Here is a 23653-nt window from a genome sequence, read left to right as displayed (position 1 = left end):
GAAGGGAAGGTCGGAACACGATGACCACGGCTGAGAAGCGGACCATCAGACTGGACTCCGCGAGGGCCGGGACCGGCCCGGCGACCTGGGGGCAGCGGGCGATCTGGGGGGTCGTGACCCGGCTCGGCGACGACGCCCCCCGGTACAACGTGCCGGTCGACCTCCCCGTCTCCCCGCCCCGCCCCGCGGCCCGCGTGCTCGCGGACCTGACGGAGCTGCTCCTGCTCCACGACAGCCTGCACACCAGGTTCCTGCAGGACGGCGAAGACGGTCTGGAGCAGGTCGTTGACGGCAGCGGCGAGCTTCCGGTGGAGACCCGTACGTGCCCGGCGGACCAGGCCCCGGAGGTCGGCGCCGGCCTGCTCAAGGAGCTGGCCGGCCGCTCCTTCGACCACACGCGGGACTGGCCCCTGCGGGTCGGCCTGGTGGAGTCCGAGGGCCTGGTCCACCGGCTGGTGCTGGTCGGGGCGCACACCGGGATGGACTACTGGGGGCTGGGCATCCTCCTCCGCGACCTGGAGTCGGTCGTATCGGGGGAGACCGCCGCGTCGCTGCGCCAGGCACGCCCCTCCCTCCAGCCCCTGGACGCCGCGGAGGTCCAGGCGTCGCCGCTCGGCCGCCGCCGGGACGAGGCGGCCCGCCGCTACTGGTGCGAGCAGTTGACCGCCGGCCCCCGCCGGATCTTCCAGGACCCCGCGGCGCCGGAACTCGCGGACGACCCGGAGCGGATGTTCCCCAACGCGCTGCTGCGCTCGCCCGCGCTGGCGATCGCCGTCGGGCGGGTGGCGGCGGAGCTGGAGGTCAGCGATGCCGCGGTGCTGCTCGGCGCGGCCGCCCATCAGCTGGCCAGGATGTCCGGGAGCAGCGACGTGCTGTTCCAGGTGGTCGTGGGCAACCGCTTCCAGCCGGCCGCCGCCGCGGCGGTCAGCACGGTGGCGCAGGAGGCCCTGTTCCGTCTCACGGACGCGGACCGGGACTTCGAGGACGCGGTGCGGCGGACGCGCTCCGTCGCGTTCAGCGCGTTCCGGCACGCCTCGTACGACAAGTGGGCGCTGGACCGTGAGGTGGCGCTGCTCGTCGAGAAGGGCGAGGCGGCCGACCACTCGTACTGGTGGAACGACACCCGCGACCCGGGCGTCGGGCCGTTCGACGGCGTCGAGAGGCCGCGGGCCGCGCTGAGCGAGCTGATCGGCAGGACCGAGCTGAGCTGGCCGACGGAGTTCCTGCCCCGCAAGAACGTCTCGATGGCTATTGACGTGCTGACCGCCCCGGGCGCCCTGGACCTCGCCATGACCGCCGACCCGGCGGTCATCGGCCGCGAGGGGATGGAGCGGTTCCTCCGCGGGGTCGAGCGGCTGATCGTCGCCGAGGCGATCGCTCTGGGGGACTGATGGCCACGCGGTACGCGGGAATCGCCTGGACGGACGAGGGCTACCGGGTCGAGGTGCTCGACGGCGCGGGGCGCCGGGTGGTGGAGCCGAGCGGCTGGGGCGGCGCCCAGGTCGCCGAACTCATCGCCTGGCTGGAGGCGTTCGACGGCGGGCGGCCACCCGCCGTGGTCCTGGACAGCACCAACGGCCTGCTCGACGGCCCGATGACGGCGGCCGGTCTGGAGGTGTACCGCGCGGATCCCTGGCTGCTGCCGCCGCGGCCGGGCTTCGGCTCCGTCCCGGCCGGACAGCTGGCGGAACGGGCCAGGACCGCGCCCGGCGAGCTGGCCCGGGTGACCGCCGAGGGAGGCACGCTGACCGGCCGCGCCGAGGAGTACTTCGAAGGCGTGCGGCGCGGCGAGCCGATCGTGGCGGCGCTGACGGCGACCGGACGCTGTTTCGAGCACGGCCGCCGGGACACCCCGCGCGTCGCGCTCACCTTCGACGACGGCCCCGATCCGGTGCACACCGGCCAGGTGCTGGACATCCTGGACCGCTACGGAGCCCGGGCGACCTTCTTCTGCGTCGGTCACCATGTCGCGGCCCTGCCCGACCTGGTGCGCCGGATCGCCGCGTCCGGCCACGAACTGGGCAACCACTCCTGGTCGCACCCCTACCTGCCCGACCTGACGCCGGACCAGCTGCGCGAGCAGCTCGACCGGACGGCGGAGGCGGTGGCCAAGGTGACCGGCGAGGAGGCCCCGACCCTGTTCCGGCCGCCGTACGGGGCGTTGAGCCCCGAGGTGCTGGCCGCCCTGGAGGGGTACCCGACCACCCTGACGATGTGGGACGTGGACACCCGCGACTGGGCGAGGCCGGGGCCGGAGCGGATCGCCGCGACCGTCCTGGAGTCCGCCGGGCCGGGCTCGGTGGTCCTGATGCACGAGGGCGCCGGCGATCGGAGCCAGACCGTGCGGGCCCTTCCGGCGATCGTCGAGGGCCTGCTCGAACGCGGCCTGGAGCTGGTCACCGTGGGGGAACTGGCCGCGGGGGAACAGGCCGCACCTCCCGGCACCGACGAGGCACGTAGCGACGGCACCCGGGGCACCGACGGCACCCGGGGCACCGACGGCACCCAGGGCACCCGGCCGCTCGGCCGATGAAGACCACGATCAACGACTGAAGGGTTGAACAGTCATGGAAGAACGTCTCGCGGAGCACAGCGCGGCGGATACGCCCCCGCAGACGAAGGACGGACCCGACGGGGCGCCGCCGTCGGGGGAGCCGGCGATCTGGTCCCGTAACTTCCGGTACTACTTCACCGCCCGCAGCGCGGGCCTGCTCAGCTGGGCGATGCTGCCGGTCGCGGTCTCGGCCGGTCTGCTCAGCGGCGGGTACGGCCTGGACACCGCGGGCTACTCGATGGCCTTCCTGGTCGCCCCGTTCGCCGGCCTGGTGCTGTTCGGCGGGGTGCTCGCCGACCGGTTCACCGCCCGCCGGATGATGATCATCGCGGATCTGGCGAACCTCACCGCCCACGTGCTGCTGGCCCTCCTCTTCATCCACGGCATCGAGCACCTCTGGCAGCTGTACGCGCTGCTGGTGGTGGCCGGTACGGCGAACGCGCTGTTCCAGCCGGGCGCCTCCTCGACCGTCCCGCTGGTCTCCCGGGACGTGCAGGGCGCCAACGGGGTGCTGCGCACCTCCGAGGCGATCACCGGCCTCGGCGGCCCGGCGCTGGCCGGCGCCCTGGTCGGGTTCGGGTCCACCGGCTGGGTGATGGTGATCTCCGCCGTCGCCTACGGGACCAGCGCGATCTGCCTGTTCGTGCTCCGGCTCGGCGTGGTCCCCGCCCCGCCGGCCGGTCAGAGCCTGTGGCGCAACCTGGCGGTCGGCTGGCAGGAGTTCACCTCCCGTAGCTGGCTCTGGGGCGTCATCCTGATCTGGATGTTCTACGCGGTGCTCTCCTGGGGGCCGCAGCTGTCGGTGGCCGCCGGCGTCATCGTGCCCGAGCACGGCGCGAGCGCCTTCGGTCTGGTCAACGCCGCGTTGGGCGCCGGCACCGTGGCCGGCGGTCTGCTCGCGATCCGCTACAAGCCCCAGCGGCCGCTCGCCGCCGGGGCCGTGGCGATGATGGCCTACCCGCTCTACCCGCTCGGCATCGTGCTGGGCTGGCCGGTCTGGCTGCTCTGCGTCGCCCAGGTCCTGGTCGGGGTCGGGATCGGCGTCTGGGGCGTCATGTGGGCCACCAGCGTGCAGACCCAGGTGCCGGGCGAGGTGCTCAACCGCGTCCACGCCTACGAGGTCGCGGGTTCCGTCGGCATGTACCCGATCGGCAGCGCGCTGGCCGGCCCCGCCGTCGGTGCGTTCGGCACCGACGCCGTGCTCCTGGTGGGCGTCGTGGTCGGCTTCCTCACCACCGCGGCCCTGCTGGCCGCCCGCCCGATCCGCACCCTGCGCCGGGTGCCGGACCGAGCCTGAGCGGGTGCGTGGACGAGCGGGTGCGTGGACGAGCGAGCGAGCGGGCGCCGATGAGCGGGCGCGGGTCAGCGGGTGAGCGGGTGAGTGGGTGAGCCGGTGAGCGGGCGCGGGTCAGCGGGTGAGTCGGTGAGCCGGTGAGCGGGCCGTCGGTGCGGTGGAGGGCGCGGCCGCGTACCGCCGCCGAGGGCGTGCACCACCTGGTCGGCCGGAGCGAGGAGATCCTGGCCGCGCTGCCCGTCGCCGCGCCCGACCGGGCGGCCGCCGCGGAACTGCCGCCGTGGCGCGCCGTGGAGCACGCCGCCTCGCGGACCCTGCTGCGGGCCCTGCTGCGGGAGATCGGCGAGGACCTCCACGGCGGGCCGGTCGCCGCACGCCCGAGCGGCCGGCCGTACCTGCCCGACCGGCCGGATCTGGGCGTGAGCCTCTCGCACTCCTCCGGTTGGGTCGCCGCGGCCGTCGGCAGGGACCGCGACGTCGGCGTCGACGTGCAGACCCCGTCCGCCGTCGGCGACCGGCTGCTGCGGTTCTGCTGCTCGCCCGGGGACGCCGAAGCCCTCGCCGCCATGCCCGAGGCCGTCCGCAGACGGGAGTTCGCCTGGATCTTCACCGTCAAGGAGGCGTGTGTGAAGGCCGTCGGCGCGGGCTTCTCCGGCCGCCCCTGGAGCGTGCCGGTGGCTCTCGGGCAGCAGACGGGCGCTTGGGAGCGGGTCCGCTGGTGCGCCCCCCGCGACCTCCAGCCGGTCCCGGTCGGCTGCGCCTGGACCGAGCGGCCGGTTCGGGCCGAATACCAGGGAGGCATGGCTGGTTGAGCCCGTCCTCCGGCCGTGGGGGAGGTGTTCCGACAGGTGGGCGCCGGTGGCGGTGACGGGCTGTGAGCCCGTAGAACACCACCAGCAACCGGTACGCGGAACGAGAGGGCATCATGAGCGCCACCACAGAAGCCACCGGCGACCCGACGGGCGCCGGCGACCTGGCCGTCACCGAGCGGACACGGCTGCGGCGCATGCGCGAGAAGGGCAGTCACCGGCGTGCCGATCTGGACGCCGTGCTCGCGGCGGGCTTCCTCTGCCACCTCGGGGTTCCCGTCGACGGTACGACGATGGTGGTGCCGACCGCGTACGGCGTGGACGGCGACCGGCTCTACCTCCACGGCTCCGTCGCAAGCCGCAGCCTGGTGCGGGCTCCCGAGACGACCGTCTGCGTCACGGTCACCCATGTCGACGGCCTGGTCCTCGCCCGCTCCGTCTTCGAGCACGGCGTCAACTACCGCTGCGCGATGGTCTACGGCATACCCCGGGTCGTGACCGACCCGGAGGAGAAGCTGCGCGGGCTGCGGGCGCTCACGGAGCAGAGCTCGCCGGGGCAGTGGGAGTACGTGCGGCAGCCCAGCCGCAAGGAGCTCGCCGCGACGGTCCTCCTCTCGCTGGACCTCACCGAGGCCTCGGTGAAGACCCGCAGCGGTCCGCCGGACGACGGCGACTCCGAGGACGCGGCGCTCGGGCTGTGGGCGGGCGTCCTGCCGGTCGTGACCACCTTCGGCGAGCCGGTCACCGACCCCGCCCTGCCCGAGGATCTCGCGGCGCCCGCGCACGTCGCCGAGCGCGCCGGGCGCGTGCTGGGGGAGTAAGGGGCGTTCAGGCCGGGGCGGTGTTCCCCGCCGGGGCCTGGACGGTCAGGCGGCTGAGGTGGCCCTCGTCCGCCAGGACGTCCACCGAGGTGATCCGGCCGTCGAGCACGGTGAAGGAGAAGACCGTGCCGGGCCGTCCGCCGCGGGTCAGGACCAGGCCCGCCGCCCCGTCCACCACGGCCGGGCGGGCCTGCCGGATCCCCCCGGCGAGGGCCGGGGCCACCGGCCCCGCCCCGTGCGCGGGCCGCACCCCGGCCCGTACGGCGGTGGGGTCGGCCCGCAGCGCCACGTCCGGGTCGAGGAGCGCGCGCAGCGCGTCGGAGTCCCCGGCCCGCGCGGCCGCCAGGCAGGCGGCGACGGTCACCCGCTGGCGTGCCGGGTCGGGTTCCGGCATCTCCTCGGTGCCCTGCACCCGGTGCCGGGCATGGGCGGCGAGCTGGCGGGCGGCGGCCGGGGTGCGTTCCAGGATCCGGGCGATCTCCTCGTACGGGACGTCGAACAGGTCGTGGAGGACGAAGGCGAGCCGCTCGGGCGGGGTGAGCGTGTCCAGGGCCGTCAGGAGGGCGGGGTCGGGGTCCGCCGGGTCGTGCCGGACGGGGGCCCAGGGGTCCCAGGGGGCCGTCCGGTGGGTCTCGCGAGCGCGGAGCCGTTCCAGGCAGATCCGACCCAGGGCGTCGAGCACCCGGTCGGCTGCGGTGGGGCGGCGGGCCGTCTCCGGTGCCGAATCGGGTACCGGCTCGGGTACCGACTCCGGCATCGACTCGTGGACCGCTTCCCGTACCGACTCGCGCACCGCGTCCCGTACCGCCTCATCGGCCTCGTCGAACGAGCCGAGCATCCGGTACGCCACGGCCGTCAGCCGCGGCTCGCGCTCCTCGGCGCGGGCGGCGAGGTCGTCGTCGTCATCCACGGGGCGTGACCTCCGGGTCAGGGGCGGGTCAGCGTGCGGCCGTCGTCGGGGCGCCCTCAAGGGACGCCCCGGCGGCGACCAGGGGTGCGCACGGCTTCAGTCGCCGTGGCCGGTGCCTCCGCTGCCGAAGCCACCGCTGGAGATCCCGCCCCACTTGCGCTTCTCCTCGCTCGGCGGGTCAGGGGAGGTCTCGCTGCCCGCCGTGCCGGAATCCTTGAGCTGGTACGGCATGAGGCGGTGTTCGCCGTCGTTCTGCGGCATCACCGCCGGTCTGCGGTACTCGGACATCTCGCCGGGCAGCCGGTCGGTCTCCGGCCGGTGCGGCTGGTCCTCCGGCTTCGGCGTGTCCGACTCGCGGTCGCGGACCCGGAAGCCCAGCCAGACGGCGCCGATGAGCACGGCGACGATGACGAGTCCGCCGAGGACCTGTCCCAGACCCGACTGCCAAACTCCAGCGGCCAGGGTCTCTGCTGCGCTGAGAGTGTTCATACCTCAGGAATACCCGATTCCGCTTCTTCGGACCCGTCGGGCGGGAATCCCCTCCAAGATTTCCTGAAACATTTCCGGACCCCCGTCGCGTCAATGAGGTGTACGGCGACCACGCCACGTGACCGCGAGGGAAAGGAGGGGCATGAGAAAGTCCCGCGCGGACGAGTTCCTGGAGTTCGCCTCCGCACGCACGGGGCACCTGTTCCGGTCCGCATGCCTGCTGACCAGCGGCGACACCCATCTCGCCGAGGACCTCACACAGGAGACGCTCGGCCGGATGTACGCCCTGTGGGGCCGCATGGCACGGATCGGTAACCCCGCCGCGTACGCCCAGACCGTGCTCGTCCGCACGTTCCTCAGCCACCAGCGGCGCCGCTCGGCCACCGAGCGCCCCCTCGGCGAGCTGCCCGACCGCGCACCCGAGAACGGCGAGGACCCGGCGCTCCGGATCGCGCTGCTCGACGCGCTGGCCGGACTCGCGCCCAAGGACCGGGCGGTCGTGGTGCTGCGGTACTGGGAGGACCGCAGCATCGAGGAGACCGCCGACGCCCTGCACGTCAGCTCCGCAGCGGTCCGCACCCGCTCCGTGCGGGCGCTCGCGAAGCTGCGGGAACGGCTCGGCGGGAGCATCGCGGAGTTCGCCACCCGCTGACCCGCTGACCCGCTCCCATCCATCAGACTTCTCACCCACGAACCGGAAACGGTGGTTTCGGCATGCCTCAGAACGAAGGTTCCCCGCACGAGGGATTCGAGGAAGAGCTCGGCGCGGTCCTGCGCAGCACCGGCGAAGGCTTCTCCGTCGACGGCCGGCGCGAGCTCGTCTCGGGCGGACTCACCCGCGGCCGGCGCCGCCTGGTGCGCCGCCGCCTCGCGGTGATCGGCGGCGCCCTCGCGCTCGCCGCCGTCGGCATCGGCGGCGTGTACGGCGGGTCGCTGCTCGGCCCCACCGGGAAGGCGACGGCCGCCGGCACGGCCGCGGCCCCCAAGCCGACCGCCGCCGAGGCCACGGAGCCGAGCCAGGCGGAGAAGCGGCGCCAGGCGCAGATGCCGCAGGCGCAGATCCCGGTCAAGGACATCGCGGCCGTCATCGAGGCCAACACCCCCGCCGGACAGTGGCAGTTCGACAACCTGGACGGCGAGGGCCAGTCGGCCCTCGGGATCTACGACGACGGCCACGGCAAGGCCGCCCTCTCCGTCGGCCTCTTCCGCTCCGCCGGCGGCGACGGCGAGGCCGGCGCGGGGCAGGTCGAGTGCCCGAGCAGGGTCCACGTCGAGTTCGACAAGTGCACCAGCGGCACGCTGCCGGGCGGCGACCGGCTGATGGTCATCCAGGGGTACGAGTACCCCGACAAGCGCGAGGAGACCAAGAACTGGCGCGCGGTCCTGCTCACCAAGGACGGCTTCCTGATCGACGCGAGCGAGTACAACGCCGCCGCCCAGAAGGGCGCCGCGATCAGCCGCGAGAACCCGCCCTTCACCGCCACCCAGCTGAAGGCCCTCGTCACGGCCGAGGCCTGGCGCCCGCTGCTCCGGCAGCTGACCAAGGACCCGAAGGCGGAGGCCGTCCAGGAGGCGCACCAGCCGCCCGCCGAGCCCGTCGGCGCCGTTGTCCAGACGACCCTGCGTGCGCTTCTGCCCAAGGGCCTCACGGTCGCCGACAAGGGCGGCAACGGCGAATACGGCTTCGTGGTCGTCGACGACGGCAAGGGCAAGAGCCTCGTCGAGATCAACGTCCAACAGAACATGGGGGGCGCGGCCGGCGACCTCTTCGGCAGCGGGAACGTCACCACCCTGCCCGACGGCCGCAAGGTCAAGCTCACCCAGCAGCCCGGCGAGAAGGGCGGCGCCGGTGTCGTCTGGTGGACCGTCGACACCATGACGCCCGAGGGCTTCCGGGTCGTCGTCTCCGCCTTCAACGCCGGGACGCAGCGCGAGGCCGCCACGCGCCCCGAGCCCGCGCTGACGATGGAGCAGCTGAAGACGATCGCGCTGAGCCCGAAGTGGGAGAAGCTGCCCAGGAAGTAGCCCTGAGACAACCGGCGGTGCGGGTGGGGGACCCGTACCGCCGGTTCTGCTCGGCGTCCGGGCCTACTTCGCGTCCGAGTACCGCTCGACCGTCGCCGTGGTGAACGGGAACCGCACCGGCGTCTCCCCGAACGCGATCCGCCCCGCCTCGTCCCCGGCCGCCCTGATCGCGGCCGTCACCGCCTCCGCCTCCTCCGCCGGGCAGTGCACGATCACCTCGTCGTGCTGGAAGAAGACCAGCTCCGCCCGCATCCCCCCGAGGGAGCGCCGCAGCGCCGCCAGCATGAGCAGCGCCCAGTCGGCGGCGCTGCCCTGCACGACGAAGTTACGGGTGAAGCGGCCGCGCGCCCGGGCGTTCCCCGAGGCGTACCCCGGGACGAACTCGCCCTCCGCCGCGGCGGGTTCGCCGCCCTCCTGGGGCAGCCCGGCCTCGTCGTCGTCGCCCGCGCCGACCGCCCGCGGGCTGGTCCTGCCGAGCCAGGTCCGGACGAGCCGGCCCTCCTCGCCCGCCTTCGCCGCGTCGTCGACATAGGCCACCGCGCGCGGGAAGCGGCGCCGCAGCGCCGCCAGGTTCTTCAGGCCGTCGCCGCTGGTCTGCCCGTAGACCGCGCCGAGCAGCGCGATCTTGGCGTGGTCGCGGTCGCCGGAGAAGGCCCGGTCCGAGAGGCGCGTGTACAGGTCGTCGGGGTGGCCCGCGACCTCCATCAGGCCGGGGTCGCGGGAGATCGCGGCGAGGACCCGCGGCTCCATCTGGTCGGCGTCGGCGACCACGAGCCGCCAGCCCTCGTCGGCGACCACCGCCCGCCGGATCACCTTCGGGATCTGCAGCGCCCCGCCGCCGTTGGTCGTCCAGCGCCCGCTGACCGTGCCGCCCGGCAGGTACTCGGGCCGGAAACGGCCGTCGCGGACCCAGTCGGCCAGCCAGGACCAGCCGTGCGCCGTCCAGATCCGGTACAGCTTCTTGTACGCGATCAGCGGTTTCACCGCCGGGTGGTCGAGCTCCTCCAGCTCCCAGCGGCGGGTGGACTTCAGCCGGATGCCGGCCTGCTGGAAGGCCTTCACCACGTCGGCGGGCAGATCCGGCCGGACCCGGCGCCCGAAGGCCGCGGACACCTCGTCCGCGAGCTCGGCGAGGCGGCGCGGCTCGCCCCCGCCCGCGTACCGCTCGCCGAGCAGCTCGTGCAGCAGATCCCGGTGCACGTCCGCCCGCCACGGCAGACCGGCCCGGTGCATCTCGGCGGCGACCAGCATCCCCGCCGACTCGGCGGCCGTGAGCAGCCGCATCCGCCCCGGGTGCTCGGTCCGGTCGTGGCGGCGCAGCTGCTCCCCGTAGACCGCGAGGAGCCCCTCGAAGGGCACGGAGGCGACGGGCCGCGGCTCGAAGAGCGAGTCCTGCGAACCGGGCTCGGCGCTGCGCTGCGGCGGATCGGGCGGTACGGGGGCGTTCCGCAGGCGCGCCCAGGCCGCCGCCGCCGAGCGGGGCTCCCCCAGCCGCCCCTCGTGCCCGAGGAGGAGCTGCTCGGCGTCCTCCACGTCGTAGCACCGCTCGACCCGTACCCCGGCGGCGAGCAGCCGGGGATACACCTCGGCCGTCGACCGCCACACCCAGCGGGCGACCTCGGGCCGGGCCCGCACGGCAGCCACCAGGTCCGGCTCGCGCCGCACCTCTCCGATGGGCAGCCCGTCGGGGCCGAGGGGTACGAGCAGCGCTCCGTCCCCCTCCGCCTCGGCGGCCAGCGCCCACCTCTCGCTCATGGGTGCGAGTCTGGCACCTGCCACTGACAGCGCCCGGGAGGCGGGCCGGAGCCGGGTCGGAGCGGGGCGGAGCCGGGCCGGACCCGAAACGCGTACGAGGTCTACGCCGCCGCGTGGAAGAGCGCGGCGGCCTCGCCGCGCGAGTCGACGCCCAGCTTGTTCAGGATGTTCGCCACGTGGAACTTCACCGTCGACTCGCTGATGTGGAGCTCCTCCGCGATGCGCCGGTTGCGGTGGCCGAGCGCCAGGTGCCGCAGGACCTCCACCTCCCGCTCGCCGAGCCCGGTCAGGGGGTGCGCCGCCTCGACCGGCGCCTCCGGCGTCGCCAGCGGGATCACCGCCGTGATCGTCGTCCCCCAGCCCGGCACCGCCTCCATGTCGAGCCGCCCGCCGAGCACGTCGAGACGGTCCCGGACGCTGCCCGCGCCCAGGTCGCAGGGGGCCAGGGCGCCCGCCCCGTCGTCCCGCACCGAGGCCCTCAGCTCGTGCTCGGTCAGCTGCCAGCCGACGTGGACCCGCCGCACCGTCTCCTGCTCCAGGACCACCAGGAGCAGCGCCCGGACGATCGCCCGCGCGCTGTGCGCCACGTCCGCCGCGAGCGAGCGGTCCGCGTCCGGCGCGCCCAGGTCGAGCCGGACCGTGCTGTGCCGCAGCATCGGCCGCAGCTCGCCGGCGAGCCGCTCGAAGGCGTCCCGCGCCGGCTCCTCCGCGAGCGCCCGGTCCTGCCGCTGCTCCGCCCGCATCTCGATCAGCGCCGATGCGGCCAGGTCGGTCGCGGTCGTCCGGGCCGTCGTGTCGTCGAGGGCCCGGCTGCGCAGCACCCCGAGGACCCCGGAGAGCGCCGCCACATGCGAGGTCGTCAGCTCCGAGATCACCCGGGCCCGGGTGTCGGCCGCCGCGCGGGAACGGGCCAGCGCCCCCGGCAGGGCCTCCGTCGCGAACCGGTCGAAGTGGCTGGTCACCAGATCCCACAGGGCCTGCGCCACAGCGAGTTCGGCCGCGCCCGCCGGGGCGGCGCCGTCCTCCCGTACGAGCACGAGGACCGCCCCCCGCCTGGTCGCGTCGCTCTTCACGGCGACGACCTGGCGCTCCCGGCCGCCGATCGTCGCCGGACCCTGCCAGGGGCTCCCGGGGACGCCCGCGAGGAGCAGCGGCGTCAGCTCGGAGACGGAGAGTCCCTCCGTACCGCCGATGGTCTTGAAGGGGGAGTGGGCGCAGTGGGTGGAGAGTTCGGCGGCGTCCACGTGCGGGATCAGGGGGGCGAGGGAGGCCGAGACCCTGGGGAGGATCTCGCCGAGCGGCCGGCGGAGGATCTCGTACGCGGCGGTCAGGGTGAGCGCGTCCATGCGGATCAGCGTACGGGGGCGCGGGGCGGGCCCGGCCGGTCTTTCGGACAGGTGGGACTGGCCGTTGGGAGGGCGGGGAGGAGGTGGGCGGGGGCGCAGGCTGGAGCACGTCAAGGAACGAGAGACGCGAACGGGCAGCGCTGGAGGCTGAGATGGAAGCGATCGTCTACGAGGAGTTCGGCGGCCCCGAGGTGCTCCGCCACGCGACCGGCGTCGCCGTGCCGGAGCCCGGCCCCGGCGAGGTCCGGGTCAGGGTGGCGGCGGTGGGCCTCAACCCGGTGGACTGGAAGCGCCGTTACGGCTGGGTCGAGGAGTTCTACCCGACGACCTTCCCCGCCGTCCCCGGCCTGGAGTTCGCCGGCACCGTCGACGCGCTCGGCGAGGGCGTCACCGACCTGGCCGTCGGCGACGAGGTCCTCGGCTGGACGAAGACCGGCGCCTACGCCGAGTACGCCATCGCCGGCACCGTCGTACCCAAGCCGGCGGAGCTCTCCTGGGAGGCCGCCGCGAGCCTGCCGGTGGCCGGCGAGACGGCACAGCGGGTCCTCGACCTGATCGGGGTGGGGGAGGGCGAGACGCTGTTCCTGCACGGGGCGGCGGGCGTCGTCGGCTCGGTCGCCGTCCAGCTCGCCGTCGCGGCCGGGATCACGGTCGTCGGCAGCGCCTCGGAGTCCAACCACGCGTACCTGCGGGAGCTCGGCGCGATCCCGGTGGCGTACGGGGAGGGCCTGGCCGACCGGGTCCGGGCGGCCGTGCCGGACGGCGTCGACGCGGTCTTCGACGCGGCCGGCCACGGGGTGCTGCCGGTCGCGATCGAGCTCCTGGGCGGAGAGGGGACCGCGGACAAGCGGCGGATCGCGACGATCGCGGCGACGGACGCGGCGGAGCACGGGATCGTCTTCTCGGGCGTCTCGGGCACCCCCGACGCCGTACGCGCCGGGCTCACGGCCCAGGCCCGGCAGGCGGTGGAGGGCACCCTCACGGTCCGCCTGGCCGACACGCTCCCCCTGAAGGAGGCGGCCCGGGCCCAGGAACTGAGCGAATCGGGCCACGTACGGGGCAAGTTGGTCCTGGTCCCGTAGGGTCCACCGGCCGGCGGACGGTGAGACGATCCCTCCGCCGCGAAGGCTGGATCCGACCGACCGTGGAAGGCGACGACGATGTACGCGATACCCCTGGGAGACGACGGCGCGGAGCTGCGCCCGCTCGAACCGTGGCAGGCCGACGAGTTCCTGGCGCACATGGACCGGGGACGGGAGTTCATCGGCGCCCGCAACGGCCTCCCCGACGTCGTGACCGACCTGGAGTCGAGCCGGGCCTTCCTCCGGCTGTACGCGGAGAAGGTGGCGGCCGACACGGGCCGTATCTGCGGCATCTGGTCGTCGGACGGGACGCTCGTCGGCGCCGTCATCCTCCGGACGCTGAACACCGCGAGCGGCAGGGCCGAGGCGGGCTGCTGGCTGGAACCGGCGGGGGTCGGCAAGGGTCTGGTGACCCGGGCCGCGCGGGCGCTCATCGACTGGGCTATCGAGGTGCGGGGGATCCGCCGCGTGGAGTGGGTGGTCTCCTCCGTCAACGAGCCGAGCATCGCCGTGGCCCGGCGCCTCGGCATGACACGGGACGGCGTCCTGCGGGAGAGCTACGCCTACCGGGGCGAGGTGTACGACGAGGAGGTCTGGTCGGTCCTCGCACCGGAGTGGCGGGCGGCGAAGCCGGCCGACTCCCCCTCGTAGGGCTGCACGCGCGCGTGCAGCCCTACGAGGGGTTCACGCGCGCGTGGAGGGGCGGTGACCCGGCTCCGACCCTTGTCACCGCCCCGTGTCCCACCATCGCCGCTCAGCGCGTGAGCCGCCACGCGGGGAGGGCCGACGCGGCGACGGCGACCGTCGCGCACACCGCCGCCGCCGCGCCGACCGTGGCCCAGGGGAGGACCAGGGCCACCGGTGCCGACAGGGCGGCCAGACCCGCCCCCAGGGTGCCGAGGACGGCCGCCGTCACCGCGAGGCCGAGGAGCGCGCCGATCGCGGTGGCGAGCGCCGCCTCGCCCGTCACCACCCGCAGGATCTGGGACCGGGTGGCGCCGACCAGCCGGAGGGAGGCCAGTTCCCCGCCGCGTACGGAGGTCGCCATGAGCAGCGTGTTGGCGAGCCCGATCACCGTGTAGACGAGGGCGATGCCGAGGACCAGGATCATGCCGAGCCGGGTCTGCGGATTGCTCGCCGGATGGTCGCCCGCGGCCCACGCGTCGGCGGTCCTGACGGTTCCGCCGCTCGCCTCCAGGGCCCGCGCCGTGGCCGCGCCGCCGCCGAGCGCCTCGATCCGGTCGATGGGGGCGCCCGGCGCGTTCGCCCGGGTGACGTACGGTCCGTTGTCGCCGGTGCCGAGCGCCAGGACGGCCACGACCCGGAGCCGTACCGGCCCGCTGCCGTCCGCGCGCCACACCTCGACGGTCTCGCCGACACGGTGCCGCTCGAACTCCTCGTTGACGACGATCGACCGGTCGTCGAGGTCCCTCGGGTCTCCCGCGACCACGGGGAGCCGGGCAAGCTCCGCGAAGGCCGCCGGGTCGGCGACCGCCCGCGCCCCGTACTTGACGACGGCCTCGGCCCCGTCCCGTACGAAGAGGGAGGTCGGCCCGGTGGGGGAGAGGACGGCTCCGTCCGGTGCGCCCGTCACCTGCTTCAGGTCCTCGCCACTCGCCACGTACTGAGCGGCCGTCTGCTCCCGCGCCTCGACGCCACGGGTGTGCGTGACGCTCGCCGCCGAGCCGAAGAGCGTCCCGGCGAGCGCCACGGTCACGAGGACGGGCGCGGCGACGGCGGCGGTGCGGCGGACGGAGGCGGCGCTGTTCTCCCGTACGAGCGTCCCGACGGCCCCGCGCAGCCGCAGCAGGCGCGCCACGGGCCGCACCAGGATCGGGGAGAGCAGGGCGACGCCGCCGATCAGGAGCATCGGGAGGGTCGTGTACGTCTTCCGCTTGAGCAGCTCGGACGGTTCGGTGACGCAGGTCCAGACGAGCAGTCCGAGCCCCGTGAGGAGGAGTCCCGTCCCGAGCAGGGCCCGGCCGAGGGGCAGGACGTCGGTGTCGACGTCCGCCTCGCGCAGGGCGGCCGTCGGGCCCACCTTCCCGGCCCGGCGGGAGGCGGCGACGGCCCCGGTGATGGCGACGGTCAGGCCCGTCCAGAAGGCGAGGTGGAAGGGCCAGACGGCGTCGCCGACCGCGAACCACTCGGGTGCGAGGCCGCCGTCGACAAGCGTCCGGGCCAGCAGGGGCGCGCCGAGGGCGCCGAGCGCGCATCCGGTGGCGGAGGCGAGGACGCCGAGTGCCGTCGCTTCGCCGAGGAGCATCCGGCGGACCTGTCCGGGGGTGGCTCCGGCGGTGCGGAGCAGCCCGAACTCGCGCCGCCGCAGGGCGACGGCGAAGGCGAAGGTGGAGGCGACGACGAAGACGGAGACGAAGGCGGTGACGCCTCCGGTGGTGCCGAGGAGGGCGTTGAGGCCGACGAGGGCCCGGGCGTCCCGCTGGGGGTCGGGGTCGGCGTTCCGCCGTTCGCCGCCGGTGAGGACCCGGGCGCGGTCGCCGACCAGGGCCCGGACCTCGTCGGCGGGGGCGTCGACGCCGACGGCGTCGGGGCGGCCGGTGTCGGGGGCGGTGGCGTGGCCGGTGCCGGCGGAGGTGGAAGGGGAGGCGGAAGGGGCGGCGGAGGTGGTGACGGTCCAGCGGGCGCGGAGCTCGCGCAGGAGTTCTTTGTCCACAGGCTGTGGACGGTCGAGCGCCAGTTCCACGGGAACGGTGTCGGGCCCGCGCCGCACGTCGAGCGTCAGCCGGTCCTGGCCCTGGACGACGACGGGCGAGGAGGCGAACCGCTGGGGAGAACGCTCGGGCGCGTGAAAGGTGGCGGAGAGGCCGAGGCCCATGGTGGTGAGCAGCCCGACGCCGAGGGCGAGGGCGAGGAAGCCGCCGAGGAAGGAGGCCCAGCGGGCACGCAGCCCGGAGAGGACGACGGTCAGCATGCCGGGCTCCCCACGGGGGTGTCGGCGCGGTACGGGGCGGGGGAGGCCGCGCCCGCGCCGGGGGTGTCCGGACCTCGGCCGAGGGTCGCCGGAGTCGCGCCGGGGGCGTCCGGCCCCCCGTCACGGGTGTCCGGAGCCTCCAGGCCCGCCATCCGGGTCGCGACCGACTCCACCGTCGGCGCGGTCAGTTCGCCCGCCAGGTGGCCGTCGACCAGGAACACCACCCGGTCCGCGCGCGCCGCCGCCACCGGGTCGTGGGTGACCATGACGATCGTCTGGCCGTCCTCGTCGACGAGCCCCCGGAGCATGTCCAGGACCTCGCGGCTCGTCGTCGAGTCCAGCGCGCCCGTCGGCTCGTCCCCGAAGAGGACGGCCGGCCGGGTGATCAACGCCCGCGCGATCGCGACCCGTTGCTGCTGACCGCCGGAGAGCTCCCCCGGCCTGCGCCGCTCCCGCCCGGCGAGCCCGACGCGTGCGAGCGCCTCCCGCACCTCCGTACGGGACGGGCGGCGGCCGGCGAGCCGGAGCGGCAGGGCGACGTTCTGTGCGGCCGTCAGGCTGGGCAGCAGATTGAAGGACTGGAAGACGAAGCCGATCCGGTCCCGCCGCAGCAGGGTCAGGCGCCGCTCACTCAGCCCCTCCAGGGTGGTGCCGCCGACCTCCACGCTCCCGGAGGTGGGCCGGTCGAGCCCGGCCGCGCACTGGAGCAGCGTGGACTTTCCGGAGCCCGAGGGCCCCATGACGGCGGTGAAGGTCCCGGCGGCGAAGTCGAGGTCGACGCCGTCGAGGGCGCGGACGTCACGGTGGTGGCGGGTGAGCCCCCGGAGCCGTACGGCAGTGGCAGTGGCAGCGGGAGCTGAATTGGCGGCGGCAGCCGTAGTCGTGGTCATGGCTCAAGCGAACCGTTTCCGCCGCCGCCGATCACGACCACTGCCGGGCGTCCGGGGGGTATGCCTGGCCCTACCCCTCCCGTACGGCCTTCACGAACACGTCCAGCGCGTCGCGGGGTTCGCGCCCGCCCAGCAGCGCGCGCAGGTCGCTCTCGACGCCCGTACCGTCGAGGAAGCCGTGCGCGATCGCCGAGTACGTGCTCGCCAGCATCGGCACCTGGAAGGGCACGGCCCCGGAGGCGGCGACGGCGGCGCGGGCGTCCGCGAGGGTGCCGGGCGCGTACGCGGCGCCCAGGGCGGCCGCCAGCTCGGCGCCGCCGAGGGGGCGCTCGCCGACCAGCTCGTAGACCCGGTTCCGGTGGGCGGCCGGGTCCGTGGCGACGGCGACGGCGATGTCGGCGAGGTCCTCGCGGGCGACGGCGGCGAGACGGCCCTCGCCGAGGGGCCCGGTGATGCGGTTCCCGGCGTCCGGGGCGGCGATCCAGGTGAGGAACTCGGCGTAGAGGCCGTTGCGGAGGATCGTCCAGTCGAGCGTGGCGGACCGCTGGAGCCGCCGCTCGGTCCAGCGGTGGGCGAGCGCGTACGTGAGGTGGTCGCCGTCGCCGGAGAGGCTCGTGTAGACGAGGTGCCGGACGCCGGCGCGTTCGGCGGCGGAGATCGCGGCGCCGTGGCGGGCGATGACGGTGTCGTCCTCCCCGTACCCGGCGGAGACGAGGAGCAGGGTGTCGACCCCGGCGAAGGCGTCCGGCAGGGTCACGGGAGCGTCGAAGTCGACGCGGCGGGTGCCGGGCAGTCCGGCGCGGGTGCCGAGGACGACGTCGTCGCGGCCGGCGAGGCGCTCGGCGACGAGCGAGCCGAGGGCGCCGGAGACACCGGTGACGAGCAGCATGGTTTCCCCCTGGGGTGGTGACGGCTGAGACCATCGTGGGGGGACGGGGAAGATCGCGGAAGGAGGCACTTCGATGTCGGAAGGGCACACGGAGGTAACCACGTCGGTCGCCACGGAGGCGTCCGAGGCCGCTGCGGAGGTGGCCGAGGTGGCCGGCGGGGAGGCGACCGAGGTGACCGGCGGGGAGGTGGCCGAGGCGACCCGTGCGGAGGTGGCCGACGGGCCGGTGGTGAGCTGTGCCGACGAGTGCGGGGTACGGGACGTCCAGGACCGGCTCGGCGACAAGTGGACCGTGCACGTCGTGGTCGAACTCGCGCCGGGGCCACGGCGGTTCAGGGAGCTCCAGCGACTGGTCACCGGGATCTCGCAGCGGATGCTGACCCTGACGCTGCGCCGCCTCGAACGGGACGGCCTCGTCTCGCGGACGGTGTACCCGACGACCCCGCCGCAGGTGGAGTACGCGCTGACCGAGACCGGTCACAGCATGACCCACCTCATCAAGCAGCTGATCGACTGGTCGCTCGACCACCGTGCGGTGATCGCCCGGTCGCGCGAGGAATGGGACACGAGGACGGCGTGAGCACCACCATCATCGACAAGGCCTTCGAGGCGCTGTACGCGAGCGACGACGGCTCGCTCGACACGGCCGCCTCGCTCCTCGCCGCCGACCGGGGCGCGGACGCGGAACTGACCCGGCGGGGCGAGGAGTTCGTGCGGACGCTGTGGGTGCGGGGCTGGCAGCCGGCGGACCTGGTCCGCACGGCCCGCCGCGAACTCTCCGACGAGCACGTCCGGCTCCTCGCCGCCCTGATCAGGAGCGAGACGGCCGGCTACGAGCGGCTGCCGCACCGCTGGCAGCCACAGCTGGACGAACTGGACCCCGGCACCGGCCGCCCGACGGACCGCTTCTCGTACGCGACGACCGTCCTGGAGCTGTACCGGATCCTGGTCCGGCTGCCGCGGCTCGACGCGGTCGGCCCGGTCCCGGGGGAGGCGCTGCCGCCCGCGACCGCGGGGGAGCCCCGGATGCTCGGCCGGATCAGGGCGCTGCTCGCGAAGGCGGAGGCGACGGGGTACCCGGAGGAGGCGGAGGCGCTCACGGCGAAGGCCCAGGAGCTGATGGCCCGGCACAGCCTGGACGAGGCGACGCTCGCGGCGGGCGCGCCGTCCCCGGAGACGCCCGGCGCGATCCGGATCGGGGTGGAACCGCCGTACGAGCAGGCCAAGGCGATCCTGCTGGACGCGGTGGCGACCGCGAACCACTGCCGGGCGGTGTGGAACGAGGCGTACGGCTTCTCGACGGTGGTCGGCTTCGAGGCGGACCTGGACCCGGTGGAGCTGCTGTACACGTCGCTGCTCGTGCAGGGGACGGCGGCGATGACGCGGGCGGAGGCGGAGCAGCGGGCGGGTGGCCGCAAGCGCACGAAGTCGTTCCGCCAGTCCTTCCTCCTCGCCTACGCCAACCGCCTGGGCACCCGCCTGTCGGCGACGTCCCGCCGGGTCGCCGCGGAGGCCCCGACGCTCCTCCCGGCCCTCGCCTCCCGCGACCTCGCGGTCACCACCCGCACGGACGAACTCTTCCCGGAGACGCGGGCGACCAGGGTCCGAGCGGCCTGGGACGAGGAGGGCTGGACCCACGGAGCCTCGGCGGCGGACAGGGCAGGCCTCCATCCGGACCGCCGCCACCTCCCGTAGGAGCGGAGCGCCCGAACGAACGCGGCACGGCCGACGAGGGCGGCGCCGCCCTGGTGTTCGGCCCGGGGCCATGGTGGGGCGCCGCCGACTCCTGCCGACGCGGCTGGTCGTGTCCTTCGTCCTTGCCTCTTGTGTCACCGTTCGCAGTGGACTTCTTCGCGTACCCGCTCAGATCGGTCAACGGCGCACCCGATAGCGCAGGTGAAGCACCCGGTTGCCCTGAATCACCACGTCAGGATCCTCCAACAGGTGCTGCGCGTGGACCGACCCGAAGTAGCGCTTGCCGGACCCGAACACGACGGGTACGACGTCCATGCGCACCTCGTCGATCAGGCCCGCGGCAAGCACCTGGCCACCGACGTCGCCGGCGGCGACCTCGACCAAGCGGTCACCCGCAAGCTCCTGCGCCTTGGCCATGGCTGCCTCGACGCCGTCGACGAAGTGAAACGGCGCCTCGGGGTCCCAGCCCTCGGGCGCCGGCCGGTGCGTCACGACGACCATGTGGTCGATCCCGCCCGGCGGCTTCCCGTCCCAGCCGTCCGTCAGGTCGAAGACGTGGCGGCCGACGATCGTGACTCCGATCTGGTCCCAGTACGGCCGGATGTAGTCGTAGGACGTCTGCGACACCTTCAGCTCGCCGCTCTCGTCCAACGGGACGTCACCGCTGGACAGCCAGTCGAACAGTGGCCCGGGCTGGTCATTCTCGTCCGCGACGAAGCCGTCCACCGACACCGAGCTGTACATGACCACCTTGCCCACGGGGCTCTCCTCTGCTCTGGGGTGCCCCAAATTAACGTGTCGTGAGCTGTCGCTCCGGTAAGAAATCAATCGGCCGGCAGCGGCCGGCCGTCCAGCGCGTGGCCCGGGATGTTCGCGCAGGAACCGCCGCCGGACTTCGACGTACCGGGTCGGCGTGAGCCCGGTGAACGCCCGGAACTCGTGGCCGAAGTGGGTGGGCCTGGTCGAAGTAGCGGGGCCTACGACGCGACGCTGTGCGGGATCCAGTGAGCCGACATGGCGCCCTCCGACTACTGGTGGCTGCCAGAGAGGGAGAACGCCTGCGGCGACTGCCGATCCGCAGCGAGCGTCATCGACAGTCGCCGGCCGCAGGCCATGCGAGGTGAGAACGCGCGCATCAGCGTGCCCCGGTCGGCAACCGCCGGATAGCTCGGAGGGGGGCAGGGTTTCGGGAAGGGGTGGGGGTGGGGTGGGGTGGAGTGGGGGGTGAAATGCCCGATTGGGGGTAGTTCGTGGATACGCTCTGCGCATGAGTTGGCTCCGGGCCCTGAAGGAGACCGCCCGCTCGGGGCTCACCGTCGAGCGGCCGCGGCTCGAACCCGTCATCGCCGCCCGGGGCGCCTTCGGGCTCGCCCTCGTCGTCGGGGTCTCGCTCGCCCTCTTCGGCCCCTCCGTCGCCGCCTCCTCGGCCTTCGGCGCGTTCCAGGCCGCCATCGCCACCTTCCAGCGTTCCTGGCGTCCCCGCCCCACCCTCGCCCTCGCCTCCGGCGCCAGCCTCGCCGTGTCGACGTTCCTCGGATACGTCACCGGCGCCGGCGCCCACCCGGTCCTCTTCCTCGGCCTGCTGCTGCTCTGGACGTTCCTCTCGGGGCTCGCCTGGGCCGCCGGTCCCACCGCCGGCATCATCGCCTCCTCCAACGTGGCGATCATGCTGGTGACGGTCACCCTCCCCACCTCCGTCGCCACCGCCGCCGGCCACGCCGCCATGATCTTCACGGGCGGTGTCGTACAGGCCGCCCTGGTCGTCCTCCTCCCCGTCCGCCGCTGGGGCGCCCAGCGCGACGCCCTCGCCGACGCGCTCGCCGCCGAGGCGGACTACGCCCGCCGCCTCCGCCGCGACCCGGTCGCCCCCTTCGACCCCGTACGCTCATGACGGCCCGCAACGCCGCTGCCGTGACGCCCCGCCAGGCCCGCAGCCGCCCGGCGGAGCTGCACGGTGCGCGGGGGCTCGCCGAGCGGATCCGCCCGGTGCTCGCCTCGCTCGCGGACCCGGCGGTCGGCGTGCCGGACGACGGCCCGCAGCGGGACCGCGTGCGCGAGCTGCTCGCCGCGGCCGGCGCCGTCCTGGACGCCGCCGCGCACGCGATCCGGCACGGCGAGCCGGTCACGCTCCCGCCGCCCGCCGTCGCCGTCCTCCGCACCCCGGACACGGGTTCGATCCTCTCCGGCCCGCCCCACCGCGCCGCCCTCCGGCTCGCCGCGCTCCTCGACGACGTCGTCGAGACGGTGGAGCCCCGTACCGAGACGAGCGCGGTGGAGGCCCGTACCCGCCCCACGATGGCCCGGCTCGCGCCGATCGTCCTCGCGAAGATGCGTGCCGAGCTGCGCCCCGACTCGCCGATCCTGCGCCACGCCGTCCGCGTCTCGGCGGTCACGGCCGCCGGCTACCTCCTCGGTACGGCGCTCCCCTTCGGGCACGGCTACTGGGCACCGATGGCCTCGGTGATGGTGATGCGCCCGGACTTCTCGCAGACGTACGCCCGCTCGGTGGCCCGCTTCGGCGGCACGCTCGTCGGGGTGGCGCTCGCGACGGCGGTCGTGCAGACGGCGCACCCGGACATGTACCTGTCCGCCGGACTCGCGGTGCTGTGCGCCTTCGGGATGTACCTGCTGATGCGCACGGGGTACGCGGTCAGCCAGGTCTGCGTCGCCGCGTACGTCGTCTTCCTGCTCGACATGGCCGGCGCGGGACTGACCCAGACGGTGCGGGAGCGGGTGCTCCTGACCCTCCTCGGCGGGCTGCTCGCCATGCTGGGGTACGCCGTCCACCCGGCCTGGGAGACGCCCCGGCTGCGCGGCCGCCTCGCGGACTGGCTGGTGGCGGACGGCCGGTACGCCGCCGCCGTCGCCGCCCGGTACGCCGAGCCCGCCGGCCGTGCCGGCCCCGACGTCCGCGAGGCGCTCCTCGCCACCCGGGCGGCCCGGGTGGCCTGGCAGGAGGCGGTGGCCCGCGCGACCCACGAGCCGGTACGCCACCGGGGGCTCTCGCACGCGACGGCGGAGGAGGCCGGGCACGCCCTGGCGGAGTTCGGGCGCGCGGCGATGCTCCTGGAGGCGCACCTGCCGGAGCGCGGAGCGGCGCCGCTGCCCGCCGCCGCGGCCCTCGCGGAGGCCCTGCACCGGTCGACGGAGCGGGGCGCGAAGGACCTGCGGGAACGCCGCGAACCGCGCTGGGACGACCTGCGGGAGACCGTCGCAGCGTGGTCGGCCGCCCCGCCGGACCACTTCCTCCTCGACAAGGGCGCCCGGCTGCTCCTCGACGCCCTGGACGAGCTCACGGCGGCACTGGCGGACTCCGCTCCGGCGCGCTAGGGGGCCGCGATTTTCGCGACCATGTCATCCGGCGGTGGGCCGGGCGGAGTTGGTAGGGGTGAGGACCTCGGCCGGTCGACCTCGACCGGTCGCAGGCCGACGAGACGGTCCCTGGCCGACGAGACGATCCCTGGAGCAACTGGATGACCCGGACGACCCGGATGACCTGGACGAAGAAGTACCTGCCGGCGGCGACAGCGGTCGTGGCCGCGGCCGCCGCCGTCGCCGCACCGACGGTGGCCTCCGCCGAGACCGCCCCGGCCGCCGCTTCCGCCCCCGCGGCCGTCGCCCCGGCCGCCCCCGCCGCTGCCGAGACCACTCCGGCCCCTGCCCCCGCCCCCGTCCGTACCGTCCGCCCCGGTGAGCGCGTCGACGCCGGGGAGGGCTGGACCGTATGGCTGACGAGGCAGGGCAAGCACTGGTCGGGCCCGGACGGTTACGAGAACTTCCGCAGCGTGGTCGACGGCAACATCGACCGGTCCCAGCCCGGCGTGAGCCACCAGAGCGAAGGCGACGCGAACGGAGTCTTCCACTCGGGCCTCTACTACGGGACCCGGGACGCGGGCCGGGTGGAGCTGACCGGCGCGGACGGCCGCAAGACCGTCGCCACCCTCGTCGCCCTGCCCGGCCGTTCCGACTGGGGGGTCTGGTACGTCCACACCGGACCGTCCCAGGGCAGCCCGGCCGTGGCGCTGTACGACCGCGGCGGCAAGCTCCTGACCGAACTGCCGGCCTCGGAGTTCTGACCGGCCGCTGCCGTGAACCGGGCGGGGCCCGTCACGGGGCGGGCCCCGCCCCTCGCCTCCCTCCCTTCTCTCCCTCCTCTCCTCTA

Annotated in this window: 20 protein-coding genes and 1 pseudogene; 13 read left to right on the top strand and 8 right to left on the bottom strand. The window is 74.7% G+C overall.

What is annotated here, in order from left to right; translation table 11 throughout:
- The first annotated feature begins 20 nt into the window (after positions 1–20).
- The 5 genes from OG361_RS18175 (at position 21) to OG361_RS18155 (ending at position 5478) form a co-directional block, all read left to right on the top strand.
- Positions 21–1391 (top strand): condensation domain-containing protein, encoded by a 1371-nt coding sequence (locus OG361_RS18175; protein WP_405854826.1) that lies wholly within the window; start codon positions 21–23, stop codon positions 1389–1391.
- The gene (locus OG361_RS18170; protein WP_405854824.1) at positions 1391–2533 is read left to right on the top strand and encodes a polysaccharide deacetylase family protein; all 1143 of its coding nucleotides are present in this window, start codon (positions 1391–1393) and stop codon (positions 2531–2533) included. Before OG361_RS18175 ends, OG361_RS18170 begins: the two co-directional genes overlap by 1 nt.
- A gap of 34 nt (positions 2534–2567) precedes the next feature.
- Positions 2568–3851 (top strand): MFS transporter, encoded by a 1284-nt coding sequence (locus OG361_RS18165; RefSeq protein WP_405854822.1) that lies wholly within the window; start codon positions 2568–2570, stop codon positions 3849–3851.
- A gap of 134 nt (positions 3852–3985) precedes the next feature.
- On the top strand, positions 3986–4660 hold the full coding sequence (locus tag OG361_RS18160; protein WP_405854820.1) for a 4'-phosphopantetheinyl transferase family protein: 675 nt from the start codon (positions 3986–3988) through the stop codon (positions 4658–4660).
- A 113-nt stretch (positions 4661–4773) separates the two neighbouring features.
- A complete protein-coding gene (locus OG361_RS18155; RefSeq protein ID WP_405854818.1) occupies positions 4774–5478 on the top strand; it encodes a pyridoxamine 5'-phosphate oxidase family protein in 705 nt (234 codons plus the stop codon).
- A 7-nt stretch (positions 5479–5485) separates the two neighbouring features.
- Here the strand turns inward: OG361_RS18155 and OG361_RS18150 are convergent, their stop codons facing one another.
- Both OG361_RS18150 and OG361_RS18145 read right to left on the bottom strand, forming a co-directional pair.
- The gene (locus OG361_RS18150) at positions 5486–6388 is read right to left on the bottom strand and encodes a sigma factor-like helix-turn-helix DNA-binding protein (protein WP_405854816.1); all 903 of its coding nucleotides are present in this window, start codon (positions 6386–6388) and stop codon (positions 5486–5488) included.
- Between the two features lie 96 nt (positions 6389–6484).
- Complete coding sequence (locus OG361_RS18145) at positions 6485–6877, bottom strand: DUF6479 family protein (protein ID WP_384563364.1); 393 nt, start codon at positions 6875–6877, stop codon at positions 6485–6487.
- 142 nt (positions 6878–7019) lie between these two features.
- On the opposite strand from OG361_RS18145, the gene OG361_RS18140 reads away from it, so the two are divergent.
- Both OG361_RS18140 and OG361_RS18135 read left to right on the top strand, forming a co-directional pair.
- Positions 7020–7529 carry a SigE family RNA polymerase sigma factor gene (locus OG361_RS18140; RefSeq protein WP_405854813.1) on the top strand — a complete coding sequence of 170 codons (510 nt, stop codon included), beginning with the start codon at positions 7020–7022 and terminating at the stop codon, positions 7527–7529.
- A 62-nt stretch (positions 7530–7591) separates the two neighbouring features.
- Positions 7592–8902: a hypothetical protein gene (locus OG361_RS18135; protein ID WP_405854811.1), complete on the top strand. Its 1311-nt coding sequence runs from the start codon at positions 7592–7594 to the stop codon at positions 8900–8902.
- A gap of 63 nt (positions 8903–8965) precedes the next feature.
- Here OG361_RS18135 and OG361_RS18130 read toward each other — a convergent pair whose 3' ends face one another.
- Positions 8966–10657 carry a bifunctional 3'-5' exonuclease/DNA polymerase gene (locus OG361_RS18130; protein WP_405854809.1) on the bottom strand — a complete coding sequence of 564 codons (1692 nt, stop codon included), beginning with the start codon at positions 10655–10657 and terminating at the stop codon, positions 8966–8968.
- A gap of 101 nt (positions 10658–10758) precedes the next feature.
- Positions 10759–12003: a LuxR C-terminal-related transcriptional regulator gene (locus OG361_RS18125; protein WP_405854807.1), complete on the bottom strand. Its 1245-nt coding sequence runs from the start codon at positions 12001–12003 to the stop codon at positions 10759–10761.
- 152 nt (positions 12004–12155) lie between these two features.
- Between OG361_RS18125 and OG361_RS18120 the strand changes: the two genes are divergently transcribed.
- Positions 12156–13085, top strand: a complete 930-nt coding sequence (locus OG361_RS18120; RefSeq protein WP_405854805.1) for an NADP-dependent oxidoreductase — start codon at positions 12156–12158, stop codon at positions 13083–13085.
- A gap of 78 nt (positions 13086–13163) precedes the next feature.
- Positions 13164–13736: a GNAT family N-acetyltransferase gene (locus tag OG361_RS18115; RefSeq protein WP_405854803.1), complete on the top strand. Its 573-nt coding sequence runs from the start codon at positions 13164–13166 to the stop codon at positions 13734–13736.
- Positions 13737–13839: 103 nt separating this feature from the next.
- On the opposite strand, the gene OG361_RS18110 is transcribed toward OG361_RS18115, so the two are convergent.
- The 3 genes from OG361_RS18110 to OG361_RS18100 all read right to left on the bottom strand — a co-directional run bounded on the left by OG361_RS18110 (position 13840) and on the right by OG361_RS18100 (position 17796).
- Positions 13840–16017 carry an ABC transporter permease gene (locus OG361_RS18110; RefSeq protein WP_405854801.1) on the bottom strand — a complete coding sequence of 726 codons (2178 nt, stop codon included), beginning with the start codon at positions 16015–16017 and terminating at the stop codon, positions 13840–13842.
- Entirely contained in the window at positions 16011–16907 is an 897-nt protein-coding gene (locus OG361_RS18105; protein ID WP_405854799.1) for an ABC transporter ATP-binding protein, read from the bottom strand. Before OG361_RS18105 ends, OG361_RS18110 begins: the two co-directional genes overlap by 7 nt.
- A 70-nt stretch (positions 16908–16977) precedes the next feature.
- The gene (locus OG361_RS18100) at positions 16978–17796 is read right to left on the bottom strand and encodes an NAD(P)H-binding protein (protein WP_405854797.1); all 819 of its coding nucleotides are present in this window, start codon (positions 17794–17796) and stop codon (positions 16978–16980) included.
- A 187-nt stretch (positions 17797–17983) separates the two neighbouring features.
- On the opposite strand from OG361_RS18100, the gene OG361_RS18095 reads away from it, so the two are divergent.
- Positions 17984–18376, top strand: coding sequence for a winged helix-turn-helix transcriptional regulator (locus tag OG361_RS18095; protein WP_405862318.1), 393 nt, complete (start codon positions 17984–17986; stop codon positions 18374–18376).
- On the top strand, positions 18355–19491 hold the full coding sequence (locus tag OG361_RS18090) for a DUF2786 domain-containing protein (protein ID WP_405854795.1): 1137 nt from the start codon (positions 18355–18357) through the stop codon (positions 19489–19491). Before OG361_RS18095 ends, OG361_RS18090 begins: the two co-directional genes overlap by 22 nt.
- Before the next feature lie 177 nt (positions 19492–19668).
- On the opposite strand, the gene OG361_RS18085 is transcribed toward OG361_RS18090, so the two are convergent.
- Positions 19669–20250: a dihydrofolate reductase family protein gene (locus OG361_RS18085; RefSeq protein WP_405854793.1), complete on the bottom strand. Its 582-nt coding sequence runs from the start codon at positions 20248–20250 to the stop codon at positions 19669–19671.
- Positions 20251–20758: 508 nt separating this feature from the next.
- Here OG361_RS18085 and OG361_RS18080 point away from each other — a divergent pair.
- Positions 20759–22821, top strand: a pseudogene (locus tag OG361_RS18080) (FUSC family protein).
- Positions 22822–22964: 143 nt separating this feature from the next.
- Positions 22965–23567: a hypothetical protein gene (locus OG361_RS18075; protein ID WP_405854791.1), complete on the top strand. Its 603-nt coding sequence runs from the start codon at positions 22965–22967 to the stop codon at positions 23565–23567.
- Positions 23568–23653: the final 86 nt, after the last annotated feature.

The sequence above is a fragment of the Streptomyces sp. NBC_00090 genome (assembly GCF_045160815.1).
Taxonomy (GTDB): Bacteria; Actinomycetota; Actinomycetes; order Streptomycetales; family Streptomycetaceae; genus Streptomyces.
This window is presented reverse-complemented; position numbering and strand designations above follow the sequence as displayed.

Excerpts from the sequence above, each read along its gene's own strand:
- OG361_RS18175 (WP_405854826.1), top strand. The coding sequence starts at position 21 with ATGACCACGGCTGAGAAGCGGACCATCAGACTGGACTCCGCGAGGGCC.
- OG361_RS18170 (WP_405854824.1), top strand. The coding sequence starts at position 1,391 with ATGGCCACGCGGTACGCGGGAATCGCCTGGACGGACGAGGGCTACCGG.
- OG361_RS18165 (WP_405854822.1), top strand. The coding sequence starts at position 2,568 with ATGGAAGAACGTCTCGCGGAGCACAGCGCGGCGGATACGCCCCCGCAG.
- OG361_RS18155 (WP_405854818.1), top strand. The coding sequence starts at position 4,774 with ATGAGCGCCACCACAGAAGCCACCGGCGACCCGACGGGCGCCGGCGAC.
- OG361_RS18145 (WP_384563364.1), bottom strand. The coding sequence starts at position 6,877 with ATGAACACTCTCAGCGCAGCAGAGACCCTGGCCGCTGGAGTTTGGCAG.
- OG361_RS18140 (WP_405854813.1), top strand. The coding sequence starts at position 7,020 with ATGAGAAAGTCCCGCGCGGACGAGTTCCTGGAGTTCGCCTCCGCACGC.
- OG361_RS18135 (WP_405854811.1), top strand. The coding sequence starts at position 7,592 with ATGCCTCAGAACGAAGGTTCCCCGCACGAGGGATTCGAGGAAGAGCTC.
- OG361_RS18130 (WP_405854809.1), bottom strand. The coding sequence starts at position 10,657 with ATGAGCGAGAGGTGGGCGCTGGCCGCCGAGGCGGAGGGGGACGGAGCG.
- OG361_RS18125 (WP_405854807.1), bottom strand. The coding sequence starts at position 12,003 with ATGGACGCGCTCACCCTGACCGCCGCGTACGAGATCCTCCGCCGGCCG.
- OG361_RS18120 (WP_405854805.1), top strand. The coding sequence starts at position 12,156 with ATGGAAGCGATCGTCTACGAGGAGTTCGGCGGCCCCGAGGTGCTCCGC.
- OG361_RS18115 (WP_405854803.1), top strand. The coding sequence starts at position 13,164 with ATGTACGCGATACCCCTGGGAGACGACGGCGCGGAGCTGCGCCCGCTC.
- OG361_RS18110 (WP_405854801.1), bottom strand. The coding sequence starts at position 16,017 with ATGCTGACCGTCGTCCTCTCCGGGCTGCGTGCCCGCTGGGCCTCCTTC.
- OG361_RS18105 (WP_405854799.1), bottom strand. The coding sequence starts at position 16,907 with ATGACCACGACTACGGCTGCCGCCGCCAATTCAGCTCCCGCTGCCACT.
- OG361_RS18100 (WP_405854797.1), bottom strand. The coding sequence starts at position 17,796 with ATGCTGCTCGTCACCGGTGTCTCCGGCGCCCTCGGCTCGCTCGTCGCC.
- OG361_RS18090 (WP_405854795.1), top strand. The coding sequence starts at position 18,355 with ATGGGACACGAGGACGGCGTGAGCACCACCATCATCGACAAGGCCTTC.
- OG361_RS18075 (WP_405854791.1), top strand. The coding sequence starts at position 22,965 with ATGACCCGGACGACCCGGATGACCTGGACGAAGAAGTACCTGCCGGCG.